The 24039-nt window shown below is 73.2% G+C and carries 20 protein-coding genes; 11 read left to right on the forward strand and 9 right to left on the reverse strand.

The genetic code is table 11. From position 1 onward, the window contains the following. Positions 1 to 85: 85 nt before the first annotated feature. Positions 86 to 1345, reverse strand: a complete 1260-nt coding sequence (locus ACZ3IL_RS13520) for an MFS transporter (protein WP_467389796.1) — start codon at positions 1343 to 1345, stop codon at positions 86 to 88. Positions 1346 to 1645: 300 nt separating this feature from the next. On the opposite strand from ACZ3IL_RS13520, the gene ACZ3IL_RS13525 reads away from it, so the two are divergent. Further along, positions 1646 to 2179, forward strand: coding sequence for a DUF7822 domain-containing protein (locus ACZ3IL_RS13525; protein WP_467389798.1), 534 nt, complete (start codon positions 1646 to 1648; stop codon positions 2177 to 2179). Positions 2180 to 2247: 68 nt separating this feature from the next. Here the strand turns inward: ACZ3IL_RS13525 and ACZ3IL_RS13530 are convergent, their stop codons facing one another. From ACZ3IL_RS13530 to ACZ3IL_RS13545, 4 genes are all read right to left on the reverse strand, one after another. After that, positions 2248 to 2670 (reverse strand): secondary thiamine-phosphate synthase enzyme YjbQ, encoded by a 423-nt coding sequence (locus tag ACZ3IL_RS13530; RefSeq protein ID WP_467389800.1) that lies wholly within the window; start codon positions 2668 to 2670, stop codon positions 2248 to 2250. Between the two features lie 70 nt (positions 2671 to 2740). Then, positions 2741 to 3421: a hypothetical protein gene (locus ACZ3IL_RS13535; protein WP_467389802.1), complete on the reverse strand. Its 681-nt coding sequence runs from the start codon at positions 3419 to 3421 to the stop codon at positions 2741 to 2743. Continuing rightward, a complete protein-coding gene (locus ACZ3IL_RS13540) occupies positions 3421 to 3957 on the reverse strand; it encodes a SigE family RNA polymerase sigma factor (RefSeq protein ID WP_467389804.1) in 537 nt (178 codons plus the stop codon). The genes ACZ3IL_RS13535 and ACZ3IL_RS13540 overlap by 1 nt, the downstream gene beginning before the upstream one ends. 388 nt (positions 3958 to 4345) lie before the next feature. Then, positions 4346 to 7249, reverse strand: a complete 2904-nt coding sequence (locus ACZ3IL_RS13545; RefSeq protein ID WP_467389806.1) for a glycoside hydrolase family 48 protein — start codon at positions 7247 to 7249, stop codon at positions 4346 to 4348. A 268-nt stretch (positions 7250 to 7517) separates the two neighbouring features. Here ACZ3IL_RS13545 and ACZ3IL_RS13550 point away from each other — a divergent pair, with 268 nt between their 5' ends. From ACZ3IL_RS13550 to ACZ3IL_RS13560, 3 genes are all read left to right on the forward strand, one after another. Continuing rightward, on the forward strand, positions 7518 to 9092 hold the full coding sequence (locus ACZ3IL_RS13550) for a cellulase family glycosylhydrolase (protein WP_467389808.1): 1575 nt from the start codon (positions 7518 to 7520) through the stop codon (positions 9090 to 9092). A gap of 31 nt (positions 9093 to 9123) precedes the next feature. Beyond that, positions 9124 to 10881, forward strand: a complete 1758-nt coding sequence (locus ACZ3IL_RS13555; protein WP_467389810.1) for a glycoside hydrolase family 6 protein — start codon at positions 9124 to 9126, stop codon at positions 10879 to 10881. 207 nt (positions 10882 to 11088) lie between these two features. After that, a complete protein-coding gene (locus tag ACZ3IL_RS13560) occupies positions 11089 to 12600 on the forward strand; it encodes an endonuclease/exonuclease/phosphatase family protein (RefSeq protein ID WP_467389811.1) in 1512 nt (503 codons plus the stop codon). A 173-nt stretch (positions 12601 to 12773) separates the two neighbouring features. Here ACZ3IL_RS13560 and ACZ3IL_RS13565 read toward each other — a convergent pair whose 3' ends face one another. Beyond that, positions 12774 to 13808, reverse strand: coding sequence for a LacI family DNA-binding transcriptional regulator (locus ACZ3IL_RS13565; protein ID WP_467389813.1), 1035 nt, complete (start codon positions 13806 to 13808; stop codon positions 12774 to 12776). Between the two features lie 370 nt (positions 13809 to 14178). On the opposite strand from ACZ3IL_RS13565, the gene ACZ3IL_RS13570 reads away from it, so the two are divergent. The 4 genes from ACZ3IL_RS13570 to ACZ3IL_RS13585 all read left to right on the forward strand — a co-directional run bounded on the left by ACZ3IL_RS13570 (position 14179) and on the right by ACZ3IL_RS13585 (position 19038). Further along, positions 14179 to 15516 carry an ABC transporter substrate-binding protein gene (locus ACZ3IL_RS13570; RefSeq protein ID WP_467389815.1) on the forward strand — a complete coding sequence of 446 codons (1338 nt, stop codon included), beginning with the start codon at positions 14179 to 14181 and terminating at the stop codon, positions 15514 to 15516. A gap of 91 nt (positions 15517 to 15607) precedes the next feature. Beyond that, a complete protein-coding gene (locus ACZ3IL_RS13575; RefSeq protein WP_467389817.1) occupies positions 15608 to 16615 on the forward strand; it encodes a carbohydrate ABC transporter permease in 1008 nt (335 codons plus the stop codon). 4 nt (positions 16616 to 16619) lie between these two features. Beyond that, positions 16620 to 17531 (forward strand): ABC transporter permease subunit, encoded by a 912-nt coding sequence (locus ACZ3IL_RS13580; protein ID WP_467389819.1) that lies wholly within the window; start codon positions 16620 to 16622, stop codon positions 17529 to 17531. A gap of 61 nt (positions 17532 to 17592) precedes the next feature. Continuing rightward, a complete protein-coding gene (locus ACZ3IL_RS13585; protein ID WP_467389821.1) occupies positions 17593 to 19038 on the forward strand; it encodes a GH1 family beta-glucosidase in 1446 nt (481 codons plus the stop codon). 64 nt (positions 19039 to 19102) lie between these two features. On the opposite strand, the gene ACZ3IL_RS13590 is transcribed toward ACZ3IL_RS13585, so the two are convergent. Then, on the reverse strand, positions 19103 to 19573 hold the full coding sequence (locus ACZ3IL_RS13590) for a hypothetical protein (protein ID WP_467389823.1): 471 nt from the start codon (positions 19571 to 19573) through the stop codon (positions 19103 to 19105). Positions 19574 to 19743: 170 nt separating this feature from the next. Further along, on the reverse strand, positions 19744 to 20496 hold the full coding sequence (locus ACZ3IL_RS13595; RefSeq protein WP_467389825.1) for a helix-turn-helix domain-containing protein: 753 nt from the start codon (positions 20494 to 20496) through the stop codon (positions 19744 to 19746). A 164-nt stretch (positions 20497 to 20660) separates the two neighbouring features. Between ACZ3IL_RS13595 and ACZ3IL_RS13600 the strand changes: the two genes are divergently transcribed. Further along, positions 20661 to 21584, forward strand: coding sequence for a glycerophosphodiester phosphodiesterase (locus tag ACZ3IL_RS13600; protein ID WP_467389827.1), 924 nt, complete (start codon positions 20661 to 20663; stop codon positions 21582 to 21584). 172 nt (positions 21585 to 21756) lie between these two features. On the opposite strand, the gene ACZ3IL_RS13605 is transcribed toward ACZ3IL_RS13600, so the two are convergent. Continuing rightward, positions 21757 to 22326 carry a helix-turn-helix domain-containing protein gene (locus ACZ3IL_RS13605; RefSeq protein WP_467389829.1) on the reverse strand — a complete coding sequence of 190 codons (570 nt, stop codon included), beginning with the start codon at positions 22324 to 22326 and terminating at the stop codon, positions 21757 to 21759. 139 nt (positions 22327 to 22465) lie between these two features. On the opposite strand from ACZ3IL_RS13605, the gene ACZ3IL_RS13610 reads away from it, so the two are divergent. Together ACZ3IL_RS13610 and ACZ3IL_RS13615 are read left to right on the forward strand one after the other, a co-directional pair. Continuing rightward, complete coding sequence (locus tag ACZ3IL_RS13610; RefSeq protein ID WP_467389831.1) at positions 22466 to 23245, forward strand: ABC transporter permease; 780 nt, start codon at positions 22466 to 22468, stop codon at positions 23243 to 23245. Continuing rightward, positions 23242 to 23958 carry an ABC transporter ATP-binding protein gene (locus ACZ3IL_RS13615; protein WP_467389833.1) on the forward strand — a complete coding sequence of 239 codons (717 nt, stop codon included), beginning with the start codon at positions 23242 to 23244 and terminating at the stop codon, positions 23956 to 23958. Before ACZ3IL_RS13610 ends, ACZ3IL_RS13615 begins: the two co-directional genes overlap by 4 nt. Positions 23959 to 24039 lie beyond the last annotated feature (81 nt).

The following is a 24039-nucleotide window of genomic DNA, read 5'->3' on the forward strand; positions in this document are numbered from 1 at the left end:
ACGGCACGGGACGGCACCCCCGCGAAACGAGCCATGTGGCGGGAGGGCGGCCCGCGCCGCGCGATCGGCGGTCGCGGGCCGGTCGTCAGGCCGGCACGGCGGCGGCCTCCGCCCGTCGCCCGTTCAGGTGACCGCCGCGCGCGAGAGCCGCCACCGCCGCCGCGCACGCCAGACCGAGGACGGCCAGGAGGCCCCAGGTCAGGGCCATCACGGCCGCGTGCCGCCGGGCGAGGTCCCACAGGGCGCCGGTACCGAGGTTGCCGACGGTGACGCCGAGGCCGGAAACGGTGTTGTAGAAGCCGTAGTGGGTGGCGACGAAACGGCCTCCGGACAGCGCCATCACCGTGTCCATCTCGAACGGGTAGACGACCGCGGACCCCGCGGCGAGCAGCACCACCGCCACGACGAGACAGCCCACCCGTCCGGCCGGCCACCCGGGCCGGACCAGCGCGAGCGGCATGAAGGCCACCCCCATCACGGCCAGCCCGCGCACCAGCGCGGTGCCGGAGTCCCACCGCTCCTTCGCCCAGCCGGTGAGCCGGAGCTGGCCCGCGACGGCCACCGCCGCCGAGACGACGAACAGTCCGCAGGTGACGAGGGTTCCGCCCGTGCCCAGGAAGTCGGCCGCCGCGAGCGGCAGCGCCAGGTAGACCTGGAAGGCCAGTACGTACGATCCGGCCATCGCGCCGGAGAAGAGCAGGAACGGCCGATTGGTCACGACCGCGCGCCACTGCGCCGGGACGCCGCCCCCGACGGCACGCGCCGCGGAACCGCGCCCCTCGGACAGCGCACGCCACTGGAGCACGGTGAGCACCGCGAAGACGGCCGCCGCCACCCCGCACACCAGCCGGAAGTCGACGGCCAGCAGGCAGAGCCCGACGAGCGGCCCCAGGAGCAGTCCGGACTGGTAGTAGACGTTGAACACGGCGAAGGCCTCCACCCGCCGCTCGCCCGCGGCGGCGGCCAGGGAGGCGCGGACGGCGGGGTTGAACAGCGCCCCGGCGAACCCGGTCGCCGCACAGGCCGCGATCAGCGCCGGGAGGCTGTGCACCCAGCCGAGCATGCCGAAGCCGGCGGTCCTCAGGAGGCAGCCCGCCACGACGGGCACCCGGTGGCCGAGGCGGTCGGCGATCGTGCCGCCGACGAGGAACATGCCCTGCTGGGAGAAGTGACGGACACCCAGCACGAGTCCGACCGCCCATGCCGCGAGCCCGAGGCCGTCCGTCAGATGGGTGGCGAAATACGGCATGAGCATGTTGAAACCGAGGTTGCCGAGGAACTGGTTCAGCATGAGCAGCCGCACCGCCGGCGGGAAGGACCGGGTCTGCCGCCACAGGCATCTCACACCTCGAAGCTAACCACACTCCGCTACGAAAGGGATGCCTTCGGATGCGGAGAGTGAGCGCGTCGCGGTCCGTCGTCCCCCTGGACGGAAGCGGCCCGCGCCGCCAGGGCCGAAGGGACCGGGAGCGGGGAGCGGGGAGCGGAGGACGGAAAGCCGGGGAACGAAGAGCGGAGAGCACCCGGAGCCGTGGTGCGGGAAGCGGGCCGGCAGCCGTCCCGGCCGGGGCTCACCCGGGGCCGGCCGCGAGGGAGGAGTCCGACGGCGCCGGCGTTGTCGGACCCCGGTGCTAGCTTCACCACTATGGCGAACCGTTCCTATCTCTACTCCGCGGACTCGATGCCGAACGAGACGGAGGTCCCCCGGCCGATCCGGTGCATATCGGAGCACAACTGGGACGTCCCGCTCGCGCACAAGCTCATGGCGGGACGCGGAACGACGATCGTTCCGTCCATGATCTGGAATCACCCGATCGGCATCGCCGCGGACTACGACGACGGGGCGGCCCTGCTCCGTGACCTCCTGCGCGTGGTCGGCAAGGGCCTGGAGGGCGACGCCGGGTTCACCGAATGCGTCGCCAGGACCACGGCCCACCTCGAGAAGCAGCGGGCGACGTACTTCCTCCTGGAGACCGGGGAGATCGTCTCGATGTCGGACGACGACCCGGCGGCGAGCGTGCGGCGTCTGGTGTCCGAGGACATCCCCGACGCCGTCGCCCGTGCCGAGGCGGCGATCGCCGGCCGGGACGACGACTGGCTGGCCTCGGTCCGGGCCGACTGGCAGCGGCACTTCGCGTCCTTCTACGGCGAGGCGCTCTACTTCTCCTTCCCCGACTGACGGGAACCGGACGCGGCCTTCCTCCGGGGCCGGCGGGACCGGCCCCGGGGGCCTGCCGAAGCGGCTCCTCACCCCAGGAAGCTCAGCCGTACCTGACGGTGCGGATTGTCCTTGTTGGTGTCCACCAGGCACACCGACTGCCAGGTGCCGAGGGCCAGTTCGCCGCCGATCACGGGGAGCGTGGCGTGCGGGGGGACGAGGGCCGGCAGGACGTGGTCCCGGCCGTGGCCCCGGCTTCCGTGGCGGTGCTGCCAGCGTTCGTCGGCGGGGAGGAGGTGGTGGAGGACCGCCAGCAGGTCGTCGTCGCTTCCCGCGCCGGTCTCGATCAGCGCCACTCCCGCGGTCGCGTGCGGGGTGAAGACGTTGAGGAGTCCGTCCCGGCCCTGCGCCACCTCCGCCAGGAAGGAGGCGCATTCCCGGGTCAGGTCGTGGACCGTCTCCGTCGTGCCGGTGGTGACGTCCAGGGTGCGGGTCTCGAATCCGTGGCTCATCCCCCCATGGTGGCCGACCGGCCGGTCCTCTCAAACTCTCCACGCGGACGGCCCCGGCCCCGCCGTCCCGTCACGCCACCGGGGCCGCCCCGAAACCGCCCCTGAGGGTGGTCCGGCCGCCGTCGGGGCCGGTCAGGACGACGTCGTACCGGTCGGCCGACGCGTCCCGCTCCCCTTCTGCGTGGTTGTACTGGGCCGCGAAGACGTGCGGGCCCGGCGGTACGGTCCGGCCCTCCTTGAGGGTCCACCGGTAGACCAGGAAGCCGGGCTCCTCCGTCACCTCCACGGTGAAGTCCTCGGCGGGGCGGGTGCGCCAGTGGCCGGTGCTCACGACTCCGGGGGTGCGGGCGATCCGCACCTCGACGACGAGCCCGGTGACCGGGGACCCGGTCGTCACGCCGAGGTCGCTCTGCGCCCACCAGCGGTTGCCGCCGGGGGCGATCGTGCCGGCCGCCCGTGCCGCCGGGCCGGGCGCGGTCAGGGTGGGGGCGGGGCCGGCGGGCTGGGCGGGCCGGTCGTTCAGCGCGGTCGACGCGAGTCCGCCGAGGCCGACGGCGCCGGCGACGGCCGCCGTCGCGGCGGCGACCGCCGTCCAGCGGCGGGCGGTCCACCGGGACGGGGGGCGCGGCGGGCGGGACGCGGGGGCGGGCGCGGCGAGACCGCGTTCCACCCGGGCCAGGATGCGGGCGTGGTCGGGCCGGTGGGCGAGGGCCGCCTCGCGCAGTTCGCGGCGGAGCCGTGTCTCGTCCATCAGCGCCTCCCGACGGCGAGTTCGGTCGCGGCCCGTTCGCCGAGCAGCCGCTGGAGTTCCGCCATGCCCTTGGCGGTCTGGCTCTTGACGGTACCGACCGAGATCCCGAGCGCGAGGGCGGTGTCGCGTTCGGAGAGGTCGAAGGCGTGCCGGAGCACGACGCAGGCGCGTTTGCGGAACGGCAGGGCGCGCAGCGCGGTCCGGACGTCGAGGACGGCGGGGACGTCCGGTCCCTCGGTGTGCTCGGGGCGCCGGTCCCAGAAGGCGGCGATCCTGCGCCTCTCGCGCACGGTGCTCCGGATGCGGGTGCGGACGAGGTTGGCGACGACGCCCCGGGCGTAGGCGGCGGGATGGTCGGCGGCGCGGACCCGGTCCCAGCGGTGCCACAGGGCGAGCATGGCGTCGGCCGCCAGGTCGTCGGCGGCGTCGGTCTCGCCGGTGAGCAGGTGGGCGAGACGGGCGAGTTCGGCGTAGTGGCGCTCGAAGAAGGCCCGGAAGTCGGCCGCGTCGTCGCCCTCAGATTCCGTCGCGGCCACGGTGGTCCTCGGGGTCGGACGCGGACGCGGGGCCGGCGGGCGGCGCCGGGAGCGGCGCGACGGGCCGCGCGGCGCGCGGGGCCTCCGGGGCGGGCCGGCCCGCGGCCCGGCGGGCGGTCCCGCGGGCCGGTGCGGGGCCGGAGGCCGCGGCCGGCCCTCCGGCCCGGCGGGCGGGATCGGCGTGGGTGGTCACGTGCGTGCTCCTGAACGGTTCCCGGTGTTCCGGGCGGCCGCCCGACGATTCGGCTCCCGACCCTAAGCGGCGGCGCGACGGACTGTCCAGGCGGGTCGGCGCGGGGCCCCCGGACGCGGCCGGGGGCCGGACGGGTCCCTTCCGGGTCCGTCCGGCCCCGTCGTACGCGGAGCCCTCTTCAGGCGGGGCGGGCTGTCATTCGAGCAGCTCCGCGTACGAGCCCATGGCCAGGGCGACGTCCGCCTGGGCCCAGAACCGGTGGTAGGTGAAGACGGGGGCGGCGCCGCCCGCCAGGTAGGCCTCGATCTTCGGCCAGGCCGGGTCGTCCTCGTAGAAGGAGCGGATCGAGGCGAAGGTGGAGGAGGAGTTCACCGCGTCGCCGTTCGGCATGGTGCCGGTCCAGCCGCTCGGCACGTACACGGGGTCGTCGAAGCGGTGGTAGTCGGCGCGGGTCTCCGGGACGGCGATGCCCAGCGGGTCCCGGTGGTGGTTCCACATGCCGTCGAGGAGGGCCTTGGCGACGCGCTTGGCCTCGGCGTGGCCGGACTTGGCGGCGTAGTAGGTGAGCGTCTTGGCGTAGGCGGCGGCGACGCCGACGTCGTTCGTGTAGTCGGCGACGGTGACGTGGAGGCCGGCGTTGGCTCCGGGGTCCGCCGCGTTCCAGGTGTCGGGCGCGCCGGACCAGTGGAGGGTGGAGGGGATGCGGTAGGTGCCGTCGGGGTGGAGCGTGGTCTCGGACAGGGCCCAGCGCACCCACTTGTCGAGGACGGCCTTCGCCTCGGCGTCGCCGGTCTGCTGGTAGTACTCGGCGACCCGTTCCATCGACCAGGCCTGGAAGCCGAACCACTGGTTGGACGCGGGGTCGTGGTAGACGGGCTTCTCGTCGTAGAAGAGGCCGTGGAAGGTGGGGGTGCCGGCGGGCGGGGTGGCGTAGCGGCCCTGCCAGCTGTTGGTGGCGCCGCCCGCGATGGCGCCCTCGTCCGACTGGAGCCAGCGGTAGAACTCCAGCTGCCGGCCGAGGCTGGTGGTCCAGTCGGCGGCGCCCGTCGCCGACTTGGGCTTGAGCGGGGCGTAGGAGCCGAGGGCGTGGGCGGCGAGGGGGTTCTGGTAGCCGCTGTGGTTGTGGCTGGAGCCGATGCGCCAGGACCAGTCGGCGGAGGTGTCGGTGGCACCGCCCCAGGCGTAGTACCAGGACATCAGGTAGTGGGCGCTGTCCTTGCCGGTGCCGGCCGGGCAGGCGGTCGGGCCGACGCAGTTCCCGGCCTTCTTGAAGTACTTGTCGAACATGGCGTACCGCAGGTAGTCGCCCATCTTGGCGGCCTTGCCGACGGTCGTGGCGACCTGGGAGCCCTTGCCCTGCCGCTTGGCCCAGAGGTCGGCCCAGTAGGCGGCCTGGACGGCGCGGGTGTCGGCGTCCGGGGCGTTGGTGAACTTCCACTGCTTGGCGTAGGAGGCGTCCCCGGTGAAGAGGTCCAGGTAGCCGTTCCTCCCGCCGAAGGAGAAGGTGTCGCAGGTGGGATGGGTGACGGTCTCCCAGACGGATTCCTGGGGGCCCCGCTGGAAGGTGTTGATGTACGAGGGGCCGGTCGCCGCCGGTCCGGCGGAGCACTTCCCGGGTCCGTTGCCGTAGCCGTAGACGTTGTCGACGTCCTGGATCCAGTGCATGCCGTAGATGTCGTCGGTGCCGTAGGCGCTCTTCAGCTCGGCCGCGATCGGGTCGGAGCCGGAGGCGACCCCGGGGTCGAGCTTCGCCGGGTACTGGGAGGGGAGGTCCCACTCGGGGGCGTACGTGGCCGGCTTCGAGGCGTTGTAGGAGCCGGTGGTGGGCTGGTCGGCGTGGGTGGGGATCATGAACTTCTCCATGGTCTCCCAGGCCTTGTTGAACGCGGTCCAGTCGCCGGTGACCCTGCCGTACATGGCCTGGAGCCAGATGAGGTAGCTGTAGGCCTCCGAGGTCGTCTCGTGCCCGTGGTCGGGGGCCTCGACGATCAGGGTCTCCACGGAGTGGTAGGGGATGCCCTCGGGGGAGAAGTAGCCGTTGGCCGGGTCGGTGATCTTCGCGTGGAGGTCGAGGAAGCGGGCCTCGTACGCGGAGTCCGCGGCCAGTCGGGCGACGGTGACCTCGGCCCTGGCGTGGCCGGGGGCGGTCGCGGTGAAGACGGCGGTGCCGGTGCCGGTGGCCGCGGCGGCGACGGTGACCTTCTGGGCGGTGTTCCAGTTCGCCGGGGTGAAGGTGAGGGTGGCCGGGGTCGCGGTGAGGCCGGTGTCGCCCGAGGCGCGGGCCACGCTCACGGTGACGTTGGCGGCCGGGGCGGTGGAGAGTTTCAGGTCGAAGGTGCCCGTGGTGCCCTGGCGCACGCCGAGCCGGTCCGGGGAGGCGACGAGCGCGGGGCCGGCGGCGACCGTGATGCCGACGGGCACCGATTCGGCGGAGGCGCCGAGGCTGTCGTAGGCCTTCGCGTAGAGGGAGTGGGTCCCGGCGGCGAGGCCCGTGGCGTCATGGGTGAAGGGCGCGGTGGTGTCGGTGCCGAGGAGCGTGGTGTCGCTGTAGAACTCCACCTTGCCGACGGTGGCGCCGTCGGCCGCGGCGGCGGTGGCCGCGAGGGGGACGGCGTCGTCCGCGCCGTACACGGCTCCGGGCGCCGGGCTGGTCAGGACCGTCACCGGAGGTGGGTGGGCGCCCCAGCAGGGGGTGCCGTTGACCGCGAAGGAGGCGGGTGCGGTGTTGGTGCCGCCGGAGGTGAACTGGGCGCCGGTGGTGACGGCGGCGCCGGCGGCGAGCGTGCCGTTCCAGGGGGCGTTGGTCACGGTGACGTTCCTGCCGGACTGGGACCAGGTGCCGTTCCAGCCGTTGGTGAGTCTCTGGTCGCCGGTGTGGCTGTAGGTCAGGGTCCAGCCGTTCAGGGGTGCGGCGGACCGGTTGGTGAGGGTCAGCTCGGCGGTGAAACCGGACCCCCAGTCGTTGGTCCTGTAGTCGACGCCGCACTGCACGTCGGCGGCGCGCGCGGTGCCGGTGCCGGCACCGGCGGCCAGGAGGCCGAGGGGGAGGGAGAGGGCCGTCGCGAGCGCGGCCAGCGGCCGGCGTCGTGCTCGTGTCATGGGGGTGGTTCTCCTCGCGGTTCGGGGGGTGGGTGCGAAGAGCTGAGGCGGGCCGGTCAAGCCTTGAACCAGTGGGAGCGCTCCCACTGTGCAGTTGGGGCGCGACGGCGTCAAGGCGTGTGAAGAGTCGAAGGCAATCGGCGAGGAATTTACTCAACACCTCTTTTCCTTGGCGGCTGTTGGCGCTACGGTCTGCCGGACCCAGTGGGAGCGATTCCATCCAGTCGGCGCACCGTCACCGGTGTGCCCTCGCTGCGAGGACTCGCTCATGCGTCATCCCCCACGTCTGTCCGCGCTGCTCGCAGGAGCGGCGCTCACGATGGCGAGCACCGCTCTCGCCCTCATGGGTACGGCCTCCGGAGCCGCGGCCGCACCCGTCTGCACGGTGGAGTACTCGGTCACCGGCCAGTGGGCCGGCGGCTTCCAGGGCGCCGTCACCGTCACCAACGACGGCGCCGCCCTGAACGGGTGGAGCCTCCGCTTCTCCCTTCCGGCCGGCCAGGTCGTCGGTCAGGGCTGGGGAGGCAAGTGGTCCCAGTCCGCCGCCGACGTGACCGTGGTGAACGAGAGCTGGAACGGCTCGCTCGCCACGGGAGCGAAGGCGACCGGCGGTTTCATCGCCTCCTGGTCGGGGACGAACACGGCGCCCACCGCGTTCGCCCTCAACGGCACGCCCTGCGGGACGACCGGACCGACACCCACTCCCACCCCGACGCCCACACCGACCCCGACCCCCACCCCGACGCCCACACCGACCCCGACGCCCACACCGACCCCGACCCCCACCGACCCGACGACACCCCCGCCCACACCCCCGGTCCCGGTCTCCGGCGCGCCCGAACTGAGCGTCGACGAGAACCGGTTCACCGATCAGAACGGCGCCACCCGCCGCCTCCTCGGCGTCAACCGCTCCGGCGGCGAGTTCATGTGCGTCCAGGGGCGCGGATTCTTCGACGGCCCCGTCGACGACGCCTCGATCAGGGCCATCGCCGGCTGGAAGGCCAACACGGTCCGCATCCCCCTCAACGAGGAGTGCTGGCTCGGCCTGGACAACATCGAGCCGGAGTACCGGGGCGCGCACTACGTCGACGCCGTCAAGGAGCTGGTGGCCAGGGTCCTCGCCCACGGCATGACCCCCGTGGTCGAACTGCACTGGACCCACGGGCAGTACACCGGCAACTCGTCGGGCTGCCCCGACGTGCACGCCTCCTGCCAGAAACCGATGCCCGACGCCCGGTACACCCCGGCCTTCTGGACCTCGGTCGCGCACACCTTCAAGAACGACCGGCGGGTCGTCTTCGACCTGTTCAACGAGCCCTACCCGGACCGGGCGACCTCCACCGCGGCACAGGCCTGGTCCTGCTGGCGCGACGGCGGCACCTGCCCCGGCATCGGCTACGAGGTCGCCGGCATGCAGGACCTGGTGGACGCCGTCCGCGCCACGGGGGCGCGGAACCTCGTCCTCGTGCCGGGCATCGCGTACGCCAACGACCTGAGCCAGTGGCTCGCGCACCGCCCCACGGACCCGGCGGCGAATCTCGCCGCCGCCTGGCACGTCTACAACTTCAACACCTGCTCCACCGAGACGTGCTGGAACGACACCCTCGCCCCGACAGCCGCGCAGGTACCCCTGCTCGCGGGCGAGATCGGTGAGAACACCTGCGGACACGCGTTCGTCGACCGCGTCATGAAGTGGTTCGACGACCGCGGCCTCTCGTACCTGGGCTGGACCTGGAACACCTGGGACTGCGGTTCCGGGCCCTCCCTGATCAGTTCGTACGACGGCACCCCCACCGCGTTCGGCGTCGGGCTGCGCGACCACCTGCGCGCCCTCGCCCCCTGATCCCCACCCCCGGAAAGGAACCCCCACCCGCATGAGCCGCACCCGTACCAACCCCGCCCGCCGCACCGGCCGCACCGCCTTCCTGGCGGCGCTCGGCCTGGTCACGGCCACCGGTGCCACCGCCACCGTCCTCGGCACCGCCACCGCCGGCGCCGCCGCGGCCGGCTGCAAGGTCGACTACCGGATCACCAACCAGTGGAACACCGGCTTCGGCGCCGACGTGACCGTGACCAACACCGGTGCCCCGGTGGCCTCGTGGACCGTCGAGTGGTCCTACGCCGGCAACCAGCAGGTCACCCAGGGCTGGAACGCCACGATCACCCAGTCCGGCGCCGCCGTCACCGCCAGAAGCCTCTCCTACAACGGAAGCCTGGCCACGGGGGGTTCCGCCTCCTTCGGCTTCAACGGCTCGTACAGCGGCACGAACACGGTGCCCGCGACCTTCAAGCTCAACGGCGTCGTCTGCAACGGCGCCCCCGAGCCCACGGACCCGCCGACCACTCCCCCGACGACGCCGCCCACCACCCCGCCGGCCGGTGCGAGGGCCGACAACCCGTACGCCGGCGCCAAGGTGTACGTGAACCCCGAGTGGTCCGCGAAGGCGGCGGCCGAGCCGGGCGGCACCAAGGTGTCCAACCAGCCCACCGGCGTCTGGCTGGACCGGATCGCCGCCGTCAACGGCTCCGCGACCTCCATGGGGCTGCGCGCCCACCTGGACGAGGCCCTGCGGCAGAAGGGCTCCGGCGAACTCGTCGTCCAGCTGGTGATCTACAACCTGCCCGGCCGCGACTGCGCGGCGCTCGCCTCCAACGGCGAGCTGGGCCCGACGGAGATCGGCCGCTACAAGACCGAGTACATCGACCCGATCGCGGCGATCCTCGCCGACCAGAAGTACGCGGGCCTGAGGATCGTCACCACCGTCGAGATCGACTCGCTGCCCAACCTGGTCACCAACGTCTCCGGGCGCCCGACCGCCACGCCCAACTGCGACGTCATGAAGGCCAACGGCAACTACGTCACCGGCGTCGGCTACGCGCTCAAGAAGCTCGGCGCGATCGGCAACGTCTACAACTACGTGGACGCGGGCCACCACGGCTGGCTGGGCTGGGACGACAACTTCGGCGCCTCCGCCGAACTCTTCAAGCAGGCCGCCACGGCGGAGGGCTCCACCGTCGCCAACGTCCACGGCTTCATCGTCAACACCGCCAACTACAGCGCCCTGAAGGAGGACCACTTCCGGATCGACGACAGCGTGAACGGCGTCTCCGTGCGCCAGTCCAAGTGGGTCGACTGGAACCGGTACACGGACGAGCTGTCGTACGCCCAGGCCATGCGCGCCAAGCTGGTGTCGCTCGGCTTCGACGCCAACCTCGGCATGCTGATCGACACCTCCCGCAACGGCTGGGGCGGTGCCGCCCGGCCCACCACACCGGGCGCGACGACGAACGTGGACACGTACGTCAACGGCGGCCGCTACGACCGGCGCATCCACCTCGGCAACTGGTGCAACCAGTCCGGGGCGGGCCTCGGCGAACGGCCCCAGGCGGCGCCCGCCGCGGGCATCGACGCCTACGTGTGGATGAAGCCCCCGGGCGAGTCCGACGGCTCCAGCAAGGAGATCCCGAACAACGAGGGCAAGGGCTTCGACCGGATGTGCGACCCGACCTACACGGGCAACGCCCGCAACGGGAACAGCATGTCGGGCGCGCTGCCGGACGCCCCGGTCTCGGGCCAGTGGTTCTCGGCCCAGTTCCAGGAACTCCTGAAGAACGCCCACCCGGCGCTGTAACCCCGCCGGACCGCGCGGCCCCGGGGTCCGGACCCCCGGGGCCGTTCGCGCTGGGCGGGCGGGGACGCGCGGGGGCCGGCGGGGAGGCGCGGGGACGGGCGGGGGGCGCGGGGACCTGACGACCCCGCCGGCGATCTTTGCGTGCGGCCGCGGCGGCACCGTAGGGTGCCCCGTTCGGTCGTCACCAGCCCCTGGCGAGGTATGAGGATGAGAAAGACAGCGCGCCGCCTGGCGGTGCTGTGCTCCGCACTGTTCACGACGGTCGTCATGACGACCGCGCAGGCCCAGGCGGTGGAACCCCGTCCGGTGCCCGTCACCTCCAGCGACAAGTACGCGCTCAGGTCCGTGGGCGCCGGGGGCCTCTACGTGTCGGTGGAGGTCTCGGCCACCGGCAGCGGGGAGGCCATGCTGCGCGCCCGCAAGGCCGCCTCCTCTCCCGAGGAGCTGGGCTCCTGGGAGAAGTTCACCCTGCACACCGACGACAAGGGATGGTCCACCACCCTGCGCTCGGAGGCGAACGGGAACTACGTCACGACCGAGCGCGGCTACACGGGCACCCGCCAGAACCTGCTCCGGGCCCGGGGCACCACCGTCGGCGCCTGGGAGAAGATCCGCCTGGAGAAGCAGACGGACGGCACGTACGCCCTGAAGGCCGCCACGAACGACGGCGACAAGTACGTGACCGCCGAGGTGGAGGACCCCGGAACGGACGCGGGGCTGCTGCGGGCGCGGGCGGACTCCGTCGGCTCCTGGCAGAAGTTCCAGCTCGTCCACCTGGGCGAGGAGAACGCGAGCGATGCCGGGGGCCGCCCCGCCCCCGCCTCTCCCGCTCCGGCCGCCGACTTCCGCGTGATGTCGTGGAACGTCTGCGCGAACCACAACCCCGACTGCGGCAACCACCGGGTGGAAGGCCCCGCCCTGGGCACCCGGGTCACCGACCGGATGGGCACCGCGACGGAGGCGCGGCAGTACGCCGCCGTGTTCCTCCAGGAGATGTGCGAGTCGCACGCCAAGAGCGTCGAGGCATCCCTGGAGGCGAAGACGGGCACCGGATGGGACGTGCGCTTCGCACCCGTCGAGTACGCCGTCGACAACTCCTCGGTGAGGGCCGCCCGGACCTGCGACAACGCCGGTTCGGCGGAAACCGGCTGGAAGGACCGCGGCTCCTACGGCATCGGCCTCGCGGTGCCGGACTCCAACGTCTGGTACACGTCGTACGCCCTGCCGTCGCCGCAGAACAGGACCGTCGGCACCGACTGGGTCCGCATGGAGCAGCGGACCGCGATCTGCGCCGTCCTCCCGGACCGGGCCCTGCAGTTCTGCACGGCCCACTTCAGCGCCGGCCTGCCGACGGACGACGCGGACGGGTCGAAGCGCGGGGAGCAGGCCGCGCGGCTCCAGGAGATCGTCCACGCGTACACCCCGCCCGGCTACCGGACCGTGTACGGCGGCGACCTCAACTCCGTCCCGCCGGACTCCGCCTCGCCGGACGTCCCCAAGGACGTCATGACATCGGCCTACGCGGCGGACGCGGAGTGCGACGAGGGCCTGTCGGCGACGCGGCCCCGTGACGGCCGGGCCACGAAACCGCTGGCCACCCGCGGCATCAAGATCGACTACCTGTTCGGTCCGTCGACCGGAACCGTCGTCTCGTGCGACGTGACGGCGGACGCGGGCGAGTCGGACCACTACCCGGTCAAGGCGCGGTTCCGCTTCTGACCGGGGCGGCGCGGACGGCTCCCGGCCCCGGGGCGTCCGGCGGGGTACCGGCCCCGGGGGCACCCGGTGGGGTCCCGGCCCCGGGGGCACCCGGTGGGGTCGCGGTCCCGGGGGCACCCGGCGGGGTCCCGGCCCCGGGGGCCGTGCCGGCCGGGCCCTGCCGCGGCGTCCCCTCAGGTCGAGTCGCGCACCACCAGCTCCGTCGGCAGCACACGGCGGCGCGGCTCCTCCGGGGCGGCCTCCGCGGCCTCCGCGACCTCCCGGAGCAGCATCCGTGCCATCGTCCGGCCCATCTCCTCGGTGGGCTGCCGCACGCTGGTCAGCGGAGGGTCCATGAGCCGGGCCACCGGGGAGTCGTCGACCCCCACGAGGGCCACGTCCCCGGGCACGCGGCGGCCCGCCTCCCGCAGCGCCCCGCGCGCCCCGGCCGCCATCACGTCGGAGGCGGCGAAGACCGCGTCGAGGTCCGGCCTGCGGTCGAGCAGCAGCCGCATGGCCCGCCGGCCTCCCTCCTCGGTGAAATCGGCCGGTGCGACCAGTTCCTCGTCGGGCGTGAGGCCCGCCTCCGCGAGACCGGCCCGGTAGCCGCCGAGCCGGGCGCGCGCCACGTACATGTCGAGGGGGCCGGTGACGGTCGCGATCCGGCTCCGGCCGCTTCCCACGAGGTGGGCGACGGCGGCCCGGCCCGCCCCGATGTTGTCGGAGTCCACGTACGGCACGGGTTCGGCCTCCCTGCGGCGGCCGTTCATGACGACCGGGAGGCCGAGTTCCCGGATGCGGTCGGGCAGCGGGTCGTCGCCGTGGACGGAGGCGAGCAGCACCCCGTCGACGCGCTGGGCGGCGAGGTACTGCTCGAACCGCTGCCGCTCCTGTTCGCTGCGGACCAGGGTGAGCAGCAACTGCTTGTCCGCCTCGGCCAGTCCGGCGCTGACCCCGCGGATGAGGTCGAGGAAGTACGGCTCCGCGAAGAGCCGCGCCTCGGCTTCGGGGATGACGAGCGCCACGGCGTCGGTGCGGCTGCCGGCGAGGGCGCGGGCGGCCTGGTTGGGGACGTAGCCGAGTTCGGCGACGGCGCGGGCGACGGCGTTCCTGGTCCGCTCGCTCACCCTCGGGGAGCCGTTGATGACCCGGGAGACCGTGCCCCGGCCGACCCCGGCCCTGGCCGCGACCTGTTCCAGGGTGGGTCTGCCGCTCTGCCGTCCGCTCACGACTTCCACGGCTCCCCTCGTAGGACACTGTGCCGCTCGACCGGCCCCCTCCATCATGGGAGCGCTCCCACAATAGACCATCCGATTCCCGCCACGTCACGGCGCGGACCCGTGAATGCGTTCAGGAGATGACGGGACCGGCCCCCGCCCGGGGGCACGAAACCCCCGGAAAACCTTCCGGTAACGAATCCGCGTTCACGTCTTGACACCCGCACCCGCCAGGCAGCAACCTTCCGGCAACGACGTGGGAGCGCTCCCATTCAGGAGTCGCACAGCCCCGTGACGGGCCCCGGAGGCCGCCGCCGAGCCGCGACCAGCCACCCGGACCCCCTGGCGCACAACGAGCACCACCTTGGACGAGGAGAGTGGAATGGGCACTTCCAGCAGCAGACGCGGACGTCGTACGGCGATCGCGGCGGTCGCCGCCGCCGTGACCGGCGCGGCCCTGCTCACCGGTTGCGGCGGCGACGGCGACGACGGCGGCGCCAAGAGCGGCGGCACGATCACCCTGCGGGTCGGGACCTTCGGCTCCTTCGGGTACGACGACAAGACCGGCGCCAAGCTCTACGCCGAGTACGAGAAGACCCACCCCGGCATCAAGATCGAGGAATCGAACGTCGCCGACGGCCAGAAGTACTGGGACACGCTCAAGCTGCGCCTCTCCCGCAACAGCGGCCTCGCGGACATCCAGGCCGTCGAGGTCGGCTACATCGCCGAGGCGACCGGCTCCACCATGGCGGACAAGTGGGTGGACCTGAGCAAGGAGGGCGGTGCGAACCTCGGCGCCTTCCTCGACTGGAAGGTCAAGCAGGCGACCACCGCCGACGGCAGGGTGATCGGCCTCGGCACCGACATCGGCCCCATGGCCATCTGTTACAACAAGGACCTCTTCGCCAAGGCCAAGCTGCCCACCGACCGCGAGGCCGTCGGCAAGCTGTGGGCCGGCGACTGGGCCAAGTTCCTGGAGGCCGGCAGGACCTATCAGAAGAACGCGCCCGCCGGCACCGCCTTCCACGACTCGGCGAGCGGCCTCTTCAACGCGGTCGTCTCCAGCGACCCGGTGCAGTACGCCGACGCGAGCGGCAAGCTCGACTGGGAGAAGAGCCCCGGCGTGAAGAAGGCCTGGGACACCGCCGTCGCGGCGGCGCGGGGCGGACTCACCGCCAAGCTGCGCCAGTTCGACGAGAAGGGCACCTGGAACGCGGCCTTCAAGAACTCGAAGTTCGCCACGGTCGCCTGCCCGAGCTGGATGACCGGCATCATCAAGGACCAGGCCGGACCAGCCAACCAGGGCAAGTGGGACATCGCGGCGCCGCCGGTGGCCGGCAACTGGGGCGGCGCCTTCCTCGCCGTGCCGAAGTCCGGGAAGCACGTCAAGGAGGCGGCCGAGCTGGCCGCCTGGCTGACCGCCCCGGCGCAGCACGCCAAGGTGTTCGCGGTCAACGGCAACATCCCCTCGTCCAAGGACACGCTCACCTCGGTCGCCGTCCAGGAGGCGAAGCTGCCGTACTTCGGCGACACCCCGGTCGGCAAGATCTTCTCCGGCGCGGCGACCAAGATCACGCCCGCCGCGATCAGCCGCTACGACGGCCAGGTGAAGACCTTCCTCACCGACAACGGCATCCTCGACATCGAGCAGCGCGGCACCGACCCGGCCAAGGCCTGGGAGAACGTCAAGAAGCTGGTCGACGACAAGATCGACCAGTAACGGGGGACGCCCGCCGGTCCGCCGCCGCCTGCCGGGCGGCGGACCGGCACCGTCCGCACGAGCGCACGCATCGACCTGGAAGGACGCCCCCGTGGCCACCTCCGTCCGGGCGCGGTCCGACGGCTCCCCGCCGCCCGTCGCGCCCCCCTCCTCCTCCCCCGGCCCGCGCGGCCGCCGCCCCGCGCCGGGCAACTGGCGCAGCACCCTCTACCGCTGGGACCTGAAGGCGGTCCCGTACGTCTTCGTCGCCCCCTTCTTCCTCACCTTCGCCGCCTTCGGTCTCTTCCCCCTGATCTACACCGGCTGGCTCTCCCTGCACCGGGTGGAGCTCGGCGGCGGGGCGGAGTGGAAGGGCGCGGAGAACTACACCGACCTCGCGACCAGCGAGTTCTTCTGGAACGCGCTCTTCAACACCTTCACCATCGGGGTGCTCTCGACCGTTCCGCAGCTGCTCATGGCCCTGGGCCTGGCGCACCTGCTCAACTACAAGCTCCGCGGACGCGGTTTCTTCCGGGTCGCGATCCTCGCCCCGTACGCCACCTCGATCGCGGCGGCGACCCTGGTCTTCGCCCAGCTGTTCAACACCGACTACGGCATGATCAACACCTTCCTGGACTGGACCGGAATCGGCCCGGTCGACTGGGAGTCGTCCAAGTGGCCGGCGCAGATCGCGATCTCGACGATCGTCACCTGGCGCTGGACCGGCTACAACGCGCTGATCTACCTGGCCGCCATGCAGGCGGTGCCGCAGGACCTGTACGAGGCGGCCTCCCTGGACGGGGCCTCGCGCTGGCGCCAGTTCCTCAGCGTCACCATCCCCTCCATCCGGCCCACGATCCTCTTCACCATCGTGGTCTCCACCATCGGCGCCACCCAGCTCTTCGGCGAACCGATGCTCTACGGCGGCAGCGTCGGCATCAGCGGCGGCAGCGGCAACCAGTTCCAGACGCTGAGCCTGCTGATGTACGAGAAGGGGTGGGTCACCGGCGCGCTGGGCCAGGCCTCGGCCATCGCCTGGGTGATGCTGCTGCTCCTGCTGATCGTCGGCGGCGTCCAGGCGCTCGTCTCCCGTCACCAACGCAAGAAGCTGGGGGGCTGACCTCATGGCCCGCACACTCGACACGCCCCGTCCGGCGCGCCCGGCGGCCGGGAGGCCCGCGCCCGGCCGGCGCTTCCGCCAGACGGCCGGACGGCAGCACCACGCGGGACCGCTGACCTACGTCCTGCTCGCCCTGGCCGCGGTGGTCTCCCTCTTCCCGCTGTACTGGAACGTGGTCGCCGCCTCGCACACCGGCGAGCGGGTCGTGGAGGCCCCGGCGCCGCTGCTGCCCGGCTCCCGTCTCCTGGACAACCTCGCCTTCGCCTGGGACCAGGTCGACATGGGCGAGGCGCTGGTCAACACGACGATCGTGGCGAGCCTGGTGGCCGCGTCCACGGTCCTCTTCTCCACGCTCGCCGGCTTCGCCTTCGCCAAACTCCCCTTCCGGGGGCGCACGATGCTGCTCTCGCTGGTGGTGGCGACGATGACGATCCCGCCGCAGCTCAGCGTCATCCCGCTCTACCAGATCGTCACCGACCTGGGCTGGGTCGACCAGCTCCAGTCGGTCGTCCTGCCCTCGCTCGTCGCCGCCTTCGGGGTGTTCTTCATGCGGCAGTTCCTCGTCGAGGCGCTGCCCGTGGAGCTGGTGGAGGCGGCCCGGATGGACGGCGCGCACAGCCTCCGGGTGATCTGGCACGTGGTGTTCCCGGTGGCCCGGCCCGCGATGGCGGTGCTCGGCATGCTGGTCTTCGTCCAGTCGTGGAACGACTTCTTCTGGCCGTTCATCGCCCTCACCCCGGACGGCAACCCCACCCTCCAGGTGGCGCTCGCCGGGCTCGGCGCGGGCAACCACAGCGTGGACCACGCCATCGTGCTGACCGGCGCCCTGATCTCCACCGTGCCGCTGCTGCTCGTCTTCGCCTTCCTCGGCAAGCACATCGTGGGCGGCATCACGGCCGGAGCCGTCAAGAGCTGACCGGCCGTCCTTCCCCCAAGTCAACGTACCGATCCCGCAACCGCGTTGGGAGCGCCCCCCTATGACCGCGTCCGAAACCCGGCCGCTCACCGCCACCCGTTCGTTCCCGCCCGGCTTCCTCTGGGGAGCGGCCACGGCCGCGTACCAGATCGAGGGAGCGGCGGCGGAGGACGGCCGCACCCCGTCCATCTGGGACACCTTCTCGCACACACCCGGCAAGGTCTTCGAGGGCCACACCGGCGACGTGGCCGTGGACCACTACCACCGGTTCCGCGAGGACGTCGGCCTCATGGCCGAACTCGGCCTGAACGCCTACCGGTTCTCCGTCTCCTGGTCCCGGGTGCAGCCCACCGGCCGGGGCCCCGCCGTCCAGAAGGGCCTGGACTTCTACCGGGCGCTGGTGGACGAGCTGCTGGCCGCCGGGATCGAGCCGGCCCTGACCCTCTACCACTGGGACCTGCCGCAGGAGCTGGAGGACGCGGGCGGCTGGCCGGAGCGGGCGACCGCGGAACGGTTCGCGGAGTACGCGGGGATCGTCGCGGACGCCGTCGGCGACCGGGTCTCCCGGTGGACCACGCTCAACGAGCCCTGGTGCAGCGCCTTCCTGGGGTACGGCTCCGGGGTGCACGCCCCCGGCCGGACCGACCCGGTGGCCGCCCTGCGCGCCGCCCACCACCTCAACCTCGGGCACGGGCTCGCGGTCCAGGCGCTGCGGGCCGCGCTGCCGGCGGACCGGCGGCAGCTCTCCGTCTCCCTCAACCTGCACGAGGTGCGACCGCTGACGGCCTCCCCCGGGGACCTGGACGCGGTCCGCCGCATCGACGCCGTCGGCAACCGGATCTGGCTGGGACCGATGCTGGAGGGCGCCTACCCGGAGGACCTGCTCGCCGACACCGCGCACCTCACCGACTGGTCCTTCGTGCGGGACGGCGACACGGCGGCGGCGAGGCAGCCGCTGGACCTGCTCGCGATCAACTACTACGCGCCGACGCTGGTGTCGCACGTCGCGGAGGGGGCCGAGAAGCCGCAGGACGACGGCCACGGGGACAGCCCGTACTCGCCGTGGCCGGGCGCGGACCGGGTTGCCTTCCACCGGGCGCCCGGCGAGCGGACGGCGATGGGCTGGCCGGTCGACGCGAGCGCCCTGTACGACCTGCTGAAGCGGGTGTCCGCCGCGTACCCCGGCCTGCCGCTGGTGATCAGCGAGAACGGCGCGGCGTACGAGGACGTGGTCGGCCCGGACGGTTCGGTGCACGACCCGGAGCGCGCCGCCTACGTGCACGCGCACCTGGAGGCGGTGCACCGGGCGCTCGCGGACGGGGTGGACGTGCGCGGCTACTTCCTCTGGTCGCTGCTCGACAACTTCGAGTGGGCGTACGGCTACGCGAAGCGGTTCGGCGCGATCCGGGTGGACTACGACACCCTGGAGCGGACCCCGAAGTCGAGTGCCCGCTGGTACGCGCGGGTGGCCCGGTCGGGCGAGCTGACGGCCCCGGACGCGGGCTGAGGCGGTGACGCGCGAGGGCCGCGCCGGTGATCCGGCGCGGCCCTCACCGCTTCCCGTCCGGCCGTCAGATGTCGATCACCCGGTAGCCGATGACGTAGATGCCGCCGGAGCCCTCGACGGTGCGCCACTGGGTCTCGGCGCCGACCTCGGAGCCGGTGACCAGGGTGGCGCCGAGCTTGTCGTCGCTGCTGGTGGTGTCGTAGTCCCACAGGGTCAGGGTGCGGGCCTGCTCCTTGCCGAGGATGAGGGCCGTGCTGCCGTTGCCGTCGGTCATGGAGCGGACGTAACCGGTGCCCATGGTCTGGTACTTGAGGCCGCCGCCCGGCCAGACCTTGACGGCGTTGCCGTTGGCGTCGGTGATCTTGAGGTAGGCCTCGTCGTGGTCGCCCTCGCTGTTCTTCTGGCAGTGCAGTTCGAGGAGCTCGATCTTCACGTAGTCGATCGGCTCGGCGTGCGCGGTGCCGGCGAAGGCGCCGAGGCTGCCGAGTCCGAGCAGGGCGGTGGCGGCCAGTCGGGCGGCTCGGTTCTTGCGCATGTGGTTCCCCCCACACATCGGGTCACTCGTGTGACATGGAGTCCGGGCCGCCCCCCTGGGCGGGCCCGGTGTGCCGTTTCCCCCCGGCACGACACCCACTGTGCCCTGCTCCCCCGGCCCCGTTCTACGCGCGTTCCACTGGACGGAACGGGAACGGGGGACGGTGTCCCTCAGGGCACGAGAGCGGTCGTCGGCACCGTTCTCCGGCGGCCGCCGCCGGCGAGCGCCCGGGTGACCGCGGCCCCGGCCCCGGCGACGGCGTGGGCGAGGGCGTCGAGCCGGCGGCCCGCCGGAACCAGGGCGGCGAGGGCCGCGACCGTACGCCCGTCCGGGGCGCGGACCGGCAGGGCGGCGCAGCACACCCCTTCCATCACGTCCTCCCGGTCGAGGACGGCGCCGCCCCCGGGGGCACCCCGCAGCGCCTTGCCGGCGGCGGTGTCGAGGCGGAACGCGAGACCGTTCCGTACGGGGAGGAGCGGTTCCAGGTCTCCCGGTACCGAGCCGATCGTGAGCGCCATCTCCTCGCGCAGCACCACGAGGACCACGCTCGCGCCGGTGGCGGCCCGGAGCCGCTGGAGGGGCACCCGGGCGGCGGGACGGAGGCCGGGGTGCGGTTCCCACGCCTGGCCGAGGCGGTAGAGCTGCGGGCCGACCCGGTAGCGGTTGCCCGTCCGTTCGACGGCGCCGACGCGGACCAGCTGGTCGAGCAGCCGGTGGACGCTGGCCTTGGGCACCCCGCAGGCGAGCGCCAGTTCGGTCACCCCGGCCTCGTCGCCGTTCCGCCGCAACGCGTCGAGCAGCGCGAACGCTCCTTCGAGCACCCCCCGCCCGCGTTCGGCCGGCCGCTCCCGGGCCCCTTCCCCCGCGTCCCGCGGCGCGACCGCGCCGACGCCGCCCGTCCTTCGTCCCGTACCCGTGTCCATGAGTCCCCCTCACTCCACACACCCGGGCGCGGTCCCCCGACGGCACGGCTCCGGGCACACCTCCCACCATGCCGCAGACCGGACCCTCCGGCGAAGGGGCTCGGGCCGCGCGTCGTGTCGCGCACGCGCGGTTTTCCCGCGCCCTCCCTCTAGGGTGACGGGACATGAGAGACGCTCATCCGCCCGCTTCCCGGTCCCGCCGGCGCCGGTCCGCCGGTCTCGTCGCCGGGTCCGTCGTCGTGACGGCGCTCGCGACCGCGTTCGTCACCGCCTCGCCCTCGTGGGCGGCTCCCCCTCCGGTGGAACGGGACGCCGGGCTTCCGGCGAGCCGCTGGATGCGCGCCGCCGGGACGCCGCCGACCGTGATCGCCCACCGGGGCGCCTCCGCGTCGGCGCCCGAGAACACGCTGGTCGCCGACGAGGTGGCCCGGCGGGGCGGGGCCGTGTGGATCGAGAACGACGTCCAGCCGAGCAAGGACGGCGTGCCGTACGTCCTGCACGACACGACCGTCGACCGGACCACCGACGGCACGGGCGCGATCCGCTCCCTGACCTCCGCCCAGCTGGACGTCCTGGACGCGGGGTCCTGGTTCGCCCCCGTCTACACGGGCGTCCACGTGCCGACGCTGGCGGCCCAGCTGGCGGACCTCAGGCAGCGGGGCGGCAACCTGCTCCTGGAGATCAAGGGCCGGCACAGCCGCGCCGAGGTGGCCCGGATCGTCGAGGAGGTCCGGGCCCAGGACATGACCGGCCGGGTCTTCGTCCAGAGCTTCGACGTCCCCTCCCTGCGGTACACGCGCGAGCTGGCGCCCGAACTGCCGCTCGGGCTCCTGCGCGACACGCTGGACCCCGACCCGGTCGCGGTCTCCGCGGACCTGGGGCTCGCCGCGTACAACGTCTCGCACGTCGCGCTGGCCACCCGGCCGGAGGTGGTCGGGCGGCTGCACGCGGCGGGCGTGGCCGTGAACGTCTGGACGGTCGACGCGCCCGCGCGCTGGAAGGAGATGGACGCCCTCGGCGTGGACGGGATCATCACCAACCGGCCCGCGGAACTGGGCGGCTGGATCACCGGACGGAGCGCCGGCTAGGGCGTGTGCCGGAAGTGGCGCCGTCCGCCCGGAGGGCGGGCCCGGCGGCGTCCGGTGCGTGCGGTCGCAAGGCGGAGGGCCGCTCCGGCACCGGCTGTACCGGGGTGATACGGCAACGCGGCGGGCGCGGGTGCCGGGCGTCGCGAGCCCGGCACGATCCGAAAGGCATCGCCTAGGCGTTCGCGATGACCAGCAGGGTGCGGGCGGGGTCCGGTCCGGCCAGGCGGCAGCGGTGCGGGACCTCGCCCCGGTGGTGGGCGCTCTGGCCGGCGCGCAGGGTCAGCGGTTCCTCGCCCTCGACCTCCAGGAGGATCTCGCCCTCCAGGACGTAAAGGAAGTCCTCGCCGGGGTGTTCGAACCAGCCCCGTTCTCCCCGGCCGGGCTCGAAGTGGTGCTCGTACGCCTCCATCAGCGTGCTGCGTCCGCCGGGGATGAGGACCCGGGCGACCTGGCCCGCGGCCTCGCTGACGCGGATCACCTGGGGATCGCTCTCGTGGCTGACCGCGCCCGGCCGGGCGGGCGGGCGGAGGAAGGTGCCGGGCGTGACGTCCAGGGCCTCCGCGATCCGGTAGATCGAGCTGAGGCTGGGGGTGGTGAGGCCGCGTTCGAGCTGGCTGAGGAAGGGCTGGGAGAGGCCGGAGCGGGCGGCGAGGACGGCCATGGAGACGCCGCGCTGCTTGCGGCGGTTCCGGACCACCCGTCCGACCTCGATGGCCTCGGGCGTGGGTTCGGGGCGGGGCACGCAGGTGAACGTATCGCATCGCCGTTCGGGGGCCGGGGGTCCCGGTGACGTTTCACGCCGCCGCAACACCCCCTTCATAAGCGTGGTCAATTATTGATCTCACTTATCAAGGCCGCGAGAACGAACGAGGAGCCGCCCCGTGCACGCCACTCCCTCACCGCCCGGCACGGCCCGCGCCAGGATCGGCCCGGCCCTGGGCGCGGCGGGCACCGTGCTCGTCCTCTGGTACCTGCTCGCCCGGTCCGGCGCGGTGGCCCCCGGGCTGCTGCCCACGCCCGGCGAGACCGCGGCCGCGCTGGCGGACGGCGCCCGCAGCGGCGTCCTCGCCTCCGACCTGGGCGCCAGCCTGGCCCGTGCCGGACAGGGTTTCGCGCTGGGCGCCGTGACCGGCGGCGCGCTGGGCTTCGCCACCGGCTGCCTGCCGGGGCTGTCCGCCGCCGTCACCCCGGTGATCTCCTTCCTGCGCCCGATCCCCGCCATCGCGCTGGTGCCGCTCGCGACCGCCTGGTTCGGCATCGGGGAGACCGCCAAACGCCTGCTCATCGCGTACGCCGTGCTGCTCGTCGTCTGGCTGTACGTCCACGACGGGGTCTCCCGCATCCCCGCCTCCCACCTGCGGGCGGCCCGCTCCCTGGGGGCACCCGCGCACCGGAGGTTCACCGAGGTGCTGCTGCCCGCCGCCGCTCCCGCGCTGCTCGCCGCCCTGCGGTACGGGGCGTCGGTGGCGCTGCTCGCCCTCGTGGCGGCGGAACTGGGCGGCGCGGACAGCGGGCTGGCGTACCGGCTCCAGGTGGACGGCCAGTTCCTGCGCGTGGACCGGATGTTCGCGGGACTGCTCGTGCTCGGGCTGCTCGGCGTGGCCGTCGACCTCGTCCTGACCGCGATCGGCCGCCGGTTCGTCCACTGGAGCGCGTCATGAGCCTGGGAGTACGGCTGGAGGGGCTGTCGGTCCGCCACGGGACGGCCCGGATACTGGAGCGCACCGACCTCGACCTCCCGGCGGGCTCGTTCACGGCGCTGCTCGGCCCCAGTGGATGCGGCAAGTCCACCGTCCTCAACCTGGTGGCCGGTTTCATCCGGCCCGCCGAAGGACGGGTGACGGCGGGGGGCGCGCCGGTGGGCGGACCGGGGCCGGAGCGGGGCGTGGTCTTCCAGCACTACGCGCTCTTCCCCTGGCGCACCGCCCGGGGCAACGTCGAGTTCGCCCTGAAGAGGCTCGGCCTGCCGCGGGCGGAACGCCGCCGCCGTGCCCTCGCGGCGCTGGCCGAGGTGGGTCTCGCGGACGGCGCGGAGAAGTACCCGGGGCAGCTCTCCGGCGGCATGCAGCAGCGCGTGGCCCTGGCCCGCGCACTGGCCGCCGAACCCGAGGTCCTGCTGCTGGACGAGCCGTTCGGGGCGCTGGACGCGCTGACCCGGACCCGGATGCAGAGCCTGCTGCGGGAGCTGTGGAAGCGCCGCGGCACCACCGTCCTGTTCGTCACCCACGACATCGACGAGGCGCTGGCCCTCGCCGAGCGGGTCGTCGTCCTCGGCGGCACGCCGGGACGGCTCCTCGCCGACCGCGCCGTGCCGGCCGGTCCGCCCGACCCGGAGCTGCGGTCCCTGATCGCCCGCCACCTCGGCTCCGACTGAGCCCCCTTTCTCCCTTTCCCGCGTTCCCGCGTCCCCCTCCAGCTTCCGCGTTCCCCCCAGCGCCGTTCCCCGTCCCCGGAA

It is taken from the genome of Streptomyces sp. NPDC014907 (genome assembly GCF_055562975.1).